The organism is Allocoprococcus similis (assembly GCF_054660775.1).
Genome location: NZ_BAAHSG010000010.1, coordinates 122,527 through 129,770 on the forward strand (window position 1 = coordinate 122,527; position 7,244 = coordinate 129,770).

Here is a 7,244-nt window from a genome sequence, read left to right on the forward strand (position 1 = left end):
GGACAATTGCATCCGGAAAGACGGTTACGTAAAACTATCAGTGATCTGCAGAAACGTGATTGTCACGGACGGACGAATGTACTCGATAAAAGACTTGACATAGCATGGATTTATGCGTTATCATAGCAGAAAATCAAAATTACAGACGAGAGAGAAAGGAAGAAAAATCATGGGAAAGATTATTGGAGAAGGAATTACCTTCGATGATGTACTTCTGGTACCTTCTTATTCAGAAGTAATTCCAAATCAGGTTGATTTATCAACTTATCTTACAAAGGGCATTAAGCTTAACATACCGATGATGAGTGCGGGAATGGACACTGTTACCGAACATCGTATGGCGATCGCTATGGCACGCCAGGGAGGTATCGGTATTATTCACAAGAATATGTCGATTGAACAGCAGGCAGAAGAAGTAGACAAGGTTAAGCGTTCTGAGAATGGTGTTATTACAGATCCATTCTATCTGTCACCGGAGCACACACTGGCAGATGCTAATGAACTGATGGCGAAGTTCCGTATTTCCGGAGTTCCGATCACAGAAGGAAGAAAGCTGGTAGGTATCATTACGAACCGTGACCTCAAGTTTGAAGAAGATTTCTCCAAGAAGATCAAAGAATCCATGACAAGCGAAGGTCTTGTAACAGCACAGGAAGGTATCACCCTGGAAGAAGCAAAGAAGATCCTCGCAAAAGCAAGAAAAGAAAAACTTCCAATCGTAGATAAAGATTTTAACTTAAAAGGTCTGATCACAATTAAAGATATTGAGAAACAGATCAAATACCCGCTGTCAGCAAAAGACGCGCAGGGAAGACTTCTGTGTGGTGCAGCGATCGGTATTACAGCGAACTGTCTTGAAAGAGCAGAAGCCCTTGTAAAAGCAAAAGTAGACGTAGTAGTACTTGATTCGGCACACGGACATTCAGCAAATGTACTTCGTACCGTAAGAATGATCAAGGATGCATTCCCGGATCTTCAGGTGATCGCAGGTAACGTTGCAACAGGAGAAGCAACAAAAGCGCTGATCGATGCAGGTGTTGATGCAGTTAAGGTTGGTATCGGACCTGGATCCATCTGTACAACCCGTATCGTAGCCGGTATCGGTGTACCACAGATCACAGCTGTTATGAACTGCTACGAAGCAGCAAAAGAGTCGGGAATTCCGATTATTGCAGATGGTGGTATCAAGTACTCAGGTGATATGACCAAGGCGATCGCAGCCGGAGCCAACGTATGTATGATGGGAAGCATCTTCGCAGGATGCGATGAGAGCCCGGGAACATTCGAACTCTATCAGGGAAGAAAATACAAAGTATATCGTGGAATGGGATCTATCGCAGCAATGGAGAACGGAAGCAAAGACAGATACTTCCAGACAGATGCGAAGAAGCTTGTACCGGAAGGCGTAGAAGGACGAGTTGCTTATAAAGGATCTGTAGAGGATACAGTATTCCAGTTAATGGGCGGTCTCCGTTCCGGAATGGGCTACTGTGGAGCACCAGACATCGAAACCCTCAAGACAACAGGACGTTTCGTAAAGATTTCCTCCGCATCCCTCAAAGAAAGCCATCCACACGACATCCACATCACAAAAGAAGCACCAAACTACAGCGTAGATGAATAAGATATAAAATTAATCAAGAGAGAAGAATCATTTCCGTAAGAGAGACGATTCTTCTCTCTTACATTATCCAACTATTTTCAAACTTCACCCAAACCTTCAACAGTCAACCGAACGACTGGGTCAAAGGGAAAACCAGTGTGCGTCGGAGGAAAATCAATTGCTGCCAGATTCGATTGTTGTGCAATGGAGATGAAACACAAAAATCGTGGAAGCCTCTGCTGAACACGATTTTCGCCCTAAGTGGTTCACTGGAATGGTTTGCACAACGGAATCCGGCAGCAATTGATTTTCCGCAGATGTACACGTCCCCTTCCCACCACCTTAATAAAAAAATAATATTTTTTTCAACAATTTCTCACCATTTTATGATAGTCTAGATATAGTTGGAATTCCAACAGAAAATTTGCAAAAAACACAAAAGATTGAGATGACGAAATGAACCGAAGAAGGAAGAAAAACGCCAGAGCCAACCTGTACAGGGGTGGCAATGGAAAAAGCTATTATGAGGCGAATAAGAGGCGCAGAATGAGCCGTTATATAAAGGTGGGGAGTACGATCCTGATCACACTGCTTCTTGCACTTTCTATTATGAAGATCAGTGGAAGAGGAATCTTCGCACAGAGAGCATACAGTGAGCTTTCTGATGAAGTGATCAGTGCCCAAAAGCCGGATATTGATGTAGAACTGTTAACTGTGAATGAATATTCAAGACCGGGACTTTCAACCAATGAGATTACCGGAATAGTCATTCATTACACTGCCAACCCTGGTTCGACAGCGATGGAGAACAGAGACTATTTTGAAGGACTGAAGGACAGTCACATTACGCAGGCAAGCAGCAATTTTGTAGTGGGACTGGACGGGGAAATCGTACAATGCGTACCGACCTGGGAGGTTGCTTATGCATCCAATACACGGAATTTTGATACGGTGTCCATTGAGTGCTGTCATCCGGACGAGACCGGAAAGTTCAACGAGGCAACTTATAAGAGCATGGTGCAACTTACAGCATGGCTGTGTGAAAAGTTTTCTCTGACAGAAGAAGATGTGATCCGACATTATGATATTACAGGGAAAATCTGTCCGAAATACTTTGTCGAAAATGAAGATGCCTGGAAGCAGTTTAAAAGTGATGTAAAAGCGGTCCTGGATAACGCAAAATAAAAAATATCTATTGATTCACTTTCAAAGAGTCTGCTATAATGTCTTAGTATAACGGGCAATTAAAGGTGTCCGGAAAGCAGTAGAGTGAGAAACGAGGAATTGATAGATGAACGATTTGGAATTATACCGTGAAGAACTTGCAAATTGTGATGCGAAGATCACAGAGGCATTAAAAGAAAGATATGCGATCATTGAAAAGATCATGGCATACAAAGAAGAGTATGGTATGCCGATCCTGCAGCCGGAACAGGAAGAAAAGCAGAAGAAGAGACTGATGTTCAGCCTTCACAATAATAAGCACAGAGACGAGATTTATGATGTATTTGAGCGTATCCAGCGCAACAGTAAGAAGATCCAGGCAAGAAAGCTTTTTGATTACAACATTGTCCTGATCGGGTTTATGGGAGCTGGAAAAAGTACGATCTCTGATTATCTTAGTACCATGTTTGCCATGGAAGTGGTTGAGATGGACCAGCTGATTGCAGAACGCGAAGGCATGAGTATTTCCGATATTTTTGAAACCTATGGGGAGGAATATTTCCGTAATATGGAGACCAACCTTCTGATCGAGATGCAGGAGAAGAAGAATGTGATCATTTCCTGTGGTGGTGGTGTGGCAATGCGTGAACGCAATGTTGCAGAGATGAAGAAAAATGGTCGTGTAGTACTCCTTACTGCACATCCACAGACCATTCTTGACCGTGTAAAAGACAGTGACGACAGACCGCTGCTCAATGGACACAAGAATGTAGAATATATCGAGCAGCTGATGGAAGCAAGAAGAGAAAAATACGAGGCGGCTGCAGATATCGTTGTAGATACAGATAACAAGACGGTTCTGCAGATCTGTGAAGATCTGATTCAGAAGCTTCTGGAAATGGATGAGAATCATGTTTAAGACCTTTTATCCGGACGAATATGCAGCGTCCACTTATGTACTGGATTTTGAAAAAATGTATCGGGAAGGCTGTCGTGGACTGGTATTTGACATTGACAATACACTGGTTCCGCATGGAGCACCGGCAGATGAGAGAGCAATCCGTCTTTTTGACAGGCTGCGCAGCATCGGGTTTGATACATGCCTGATTTCCAATAACCAGGAACCACGTGTAAAGCCTTTTGCCGAAAAGGTGCAGAGCAAGTATGTGTTTAACGCGCATAAGCCTTCCACGAAGAATTATATAAAAGCCATGGAGCTGATGCACACGGACAGAGGAAACACTGTGTTTATCGGAGATCAGCTTTTTACGGATGTGTGGGGAGCGAAGCGTACCGGGATGAAGAGTATTCTGGTAAAGCCGATCCATCCAAAAGAAGAGATCCAGATTGTGCTGAAAAGATATCTGGAGAAGATTGTATTACATTTCTATAAAAAAGAGAACGAAAAGAGAATGTCCTGCAAGTAGGCAGGGCATTTTTATTTCATCGGAAATTCCTAAGGAACTTCCGATGAAATAAAAGGCTCTACGTGCCGGAGATGCGCACTCGCACGAAGATGAAGAATGTCGCAAGCGACCGCGCTCGGCGCGAGAATGTGCCGAGGCACATTCTTTTTTATTTGGTAAAGCAAATAGAAATCCCCCGGCTCTCATAACGAGAACCAGGGGACATCAGGGGGGATACTATATTTACAAAATCTTATAAGTAGTCATGTTTGGCAAGAACATTCAGGATGTTACGTCCTTCTTCTGTACCTTCGATGATACGGCGGGCACGTACACTGTCACCGATGTTCATGATTTCAACATCTTCATCTTCAAATTCTTTACGGACTGCATCAAGGATCGGAGCGTTTGCTCTCATACCAAGACATACAAATCCATAATCAAATGGCATTTCTTCTTCATTTCCTTCTGGTGTTTTAACAAGGAAAGAATCCGCTTTAACTTCAAGAAGAGCAGTATTCGGACACTGTTTTACACCATATTTATCCATTAGTGCAAAGGTTCCGACTTTGGATACCGGATCAATTCCGTTACCGATTACCGGCATCATTTCCACAATGCTTACATCAGCGCCACGTGGAGCGAAGAATTCTACTACGTCAAGACCTACGGCACCGCCACCGATCACAACAACTTTCTTACCTTTCAGATCTTCCGGATATTCCATAACATGGTCGATCATATTTGTAATAGAAGAAACTTTTCCGCCTTCTTTGTCAATGTTCTCATGAAGACCCTTGATCGGTGGAAGGAGCGGATTAGAACCGGTAGCATTTACAATAATGTTCGGATTCATGCTTCTGATCATTTCAATCGTAGCTTCCGTGTTCTTGAAGATGAACAGGTTTTTCAGCTTGCTTGCACGATGGATCAGATAGTTCGGGAAGTCAGCAAGTCTCTTCTTGTCCGGGATCTTGGAGATCAGGGCAGCAAGTCCGCCGAGTTCCGGTTTCTTCTCGATCAGGAAAGTAGTGCATCCAACCTCGGCAGCTGTACATGCAGCTTCCAGTCCGGCAGTACCACCACCGATCACAACAACGTTGCAAGGCTTGTTAATTTTCTGCTTTTTGTAATCTTCGCCGCCATTTACAGATGGGTTAACAGTACAACGGATCGGACGGTTGATTCCGATACGGTGTCCGGCACATCCGATGTTACAAGAAATACATTTACGGATATCACATTCATCACCGAATTCTACTTTGTTTACCCATTCCGGATCAGCGATCAGTCCACGTCCCATACCGATCAGGTCAGCGTCGCCTCTTGCAAGGATATCTTCAGCAACCTGTGGGTTACGGATGTTACCCATTGTCATACATGGTTTGCCGTAACGTTCTTTTACAGCTTTTGCCATGTAAGAACGCCATCCATCTGGAAGGTAGTTTGCATCGATCTGGTACTGGATGGATCCGTTCAGACCTGCAGATACATCGAATACGTCAACTTCTTCCTGGAAATACTGAAGGTAATCCAGACAGTCATCCAGCGTATTGCCGCCTTCCATAAATTCATCTGCACTGATACGAACGAAGATCGGGAAGAATGGTCCAACCTGTCTTCTTACTTCTTCGATAACAAGTTTTGCAAGTCTTGCACGGTTTTCCGGGGATCCGCCGAATTCGTCTGTTCTCTTGTTGGTAAGAGGAGAGAGGAACTGGCTGATCAGGTAGGAATGACCTGCGTGGATCTCTACAGCGTCAAAGCCTGCGATCTGCGCACGTTTTGCTGCTTCACCGTATTTCTTAACGATGTGCATGATCTCATCTTTTTCCAGTGGACGCGGGATTTCACCGCCTGCTTTTGAAGGAACATCAGAAGCAGAAACCGGCTGCATATTGATGCGTGCTGACTGTGCGGAAGCACCGGCATGATTGATCTGGATTGCAATGCAGGATCCATGTTTGTGTACTGTTTCACAAAGTTTGAAAAGTCTTGGAATGTAGTTATCCTGATCGATACGAAGCTGTGTGGTTCCGTTAGATCCCTGTGGAGAATCAACGCTGGCGTTCTCTACGATGAGAAGTCCTGTACCGCCTTTTGCACGCTGCTCGTAATAATTGATATGAAGAAAACTCATTTCACCATTCTGTTCACCGTAGTTGGTTCCCATTGGAGTCATGACGATACGGTTCTTGACCGTCATATGTTTGATGGTAAATGGCTCGAAAATGTGTTTGTATTTGCTTTTCATTAGAAATTCCTCCGTAAAAATGACTTAATAATCAAAATAAAATAGAATCAAAAAATCTTAGTCACGCGAGGTTGTCTTATACCGGCTTGGGCGTACCGGCTTTTGTTAAATCCATTATAACCACAAAAAACTGAAAAATACAAATTGAAAATATATAGAAAAATAATAGAATATAACTATAGAAACAATGGAAAAGATAAAAATTAAATTATAGTAGGAAGACGGAAAATAGAAAAAGATAGACAATTTAAACAAAACTATAGAATAATTAAATAATTTATGCTATGTTTAATATAAGAACAGGAAAGAGGGTGATGGTTTTATGAATCTGAATCAGTTGCATTACTTTGTGACACTGGCACATATAGAACACTATACCAGAGCGGCGGAAATGCTGTCCATTACGCAGCCAAGTCTCAGCCATGCCATCAGTATGCTGGAGCAGGAGCTGGAGACAAACCTGTTTGAAAAAAGAGGGCGTAACGTTGTACTGACAAAGTACGGAAAAGTATTTCTGGAATATGTAGAAGAAGCTTTAAAGATTCTGGACAGTGGCGTAAAAAAGACAAGGGCGCTGACAAGTGACACCGGCGGGGTGATCGATCTCGCATATATTTTTACGCTTGGAAGTGTATTTGTTCCACAGCTTGTAGGCGGGTTTTTGAAGGAACACGCAGACTGGGATGTGAATTTCCGCTTTTCGGTCGGAAATACGACGGAGATCATACAGGGACTGAAAGAGGAAAAGTATGATATTGCTTTCTGCTCGAGAAAAGAAAAAGAATCCGGGATTGATTTTGATATGCTACCCTCATAT

6 protein-coding genes are annotated in these 7,244 nt (G+C 43.1%); 5 read left to right on the top strand and 1 reads right to left on the bottom strand.

The genetic code is table 11. The features are described from left to right. The first annotated feature begins 169 nt into the window (after window positions 1-169). From guaB to ACYQ5K_RS06135, 4 genes are all read left to right on the top strand, one after another. The gene (gene guaB, locus ACYQ5K_RS06120) at window positions 170-1,624 is read left to right on the top strand and encodes an IMP dehydrogenase (protein WP_178024802.1); all 1,455 of its coding nucleotides are present in this window, start codon (window positions 170-172) and stop codon (window positions 1,622-1,624) included. A 435-nt stretch (window positions 1,625-2,059) separates the two neighbouring features. Continuing rightward, the gene (locus tag ACYQ5K_RS06125) at window positions 2,060-2,788 is read left to right on the top strand and encodes a peptidoglycan recognition protein family protein (protein WP_173687762.1); all 729 of its coding nucleotides are present in this window, start codon (window positions 2,060-2,062) and stop codon (window positions 2,786-2,788) included. Window positions 2,789-2,894: 106 nt separating this feature from the next. Further along, on the top strand, window positions 2,895-3,686 hold the full coding sequence (locus ACYQ5K_RS06130) for a shikimate kinase (protein ID WP_173687763.1): 792 nt from the start codon (window positions 2,895-2,897) through the stop codon (window positions 3,684-3,686). Continuing rightward, window positions 3,679-4,194, top strand: coding sequence for a YqeG family HAD IIIA-type phosphatase (locus ACYQ5K_RS06135; RefSeq protein WP_173687764.1), 516 nt, complete (start codon window positions 3,679-3,681; stop codon window positions 4,192-4,194). Before ACYQ5K_RS06130 ends, ACYQ5K_RS06135 begins: the two co-directional genes overlap by 8 nt. A 232-nt stretch (window positions 4,195-4,426) precedes the next feature. Here ACYQ5K_RS06135 and ACYQ5K_RS06140 read toward each other — a convergent pair whose 3' ends face one another. Then, entirely contained in the window at window positions 4,427-6,427 is a 2,001-nt protein-coding gene (locus tag ACYQ5K_RS06140) for an oxidoreductase (RefSeq protein WP_459777369.1), read from the bottom strand. A 322-nt stretch (window positions 6,428-6,749) separates the two neighbouring features. On the opposite strand from ACYQ5K_RS06140, the gene ACYQ5K_RS06145 reads away from it, so the two are divergent. Then, window positions 6,750-7,244 (top strand): LysR family transcriptional regulator (locus tag ACYQ5K_RS06145; RefSeq protein ID WP_459777370.1); only part of this gene is annotated, 495 nt, incomplete at its 3' end.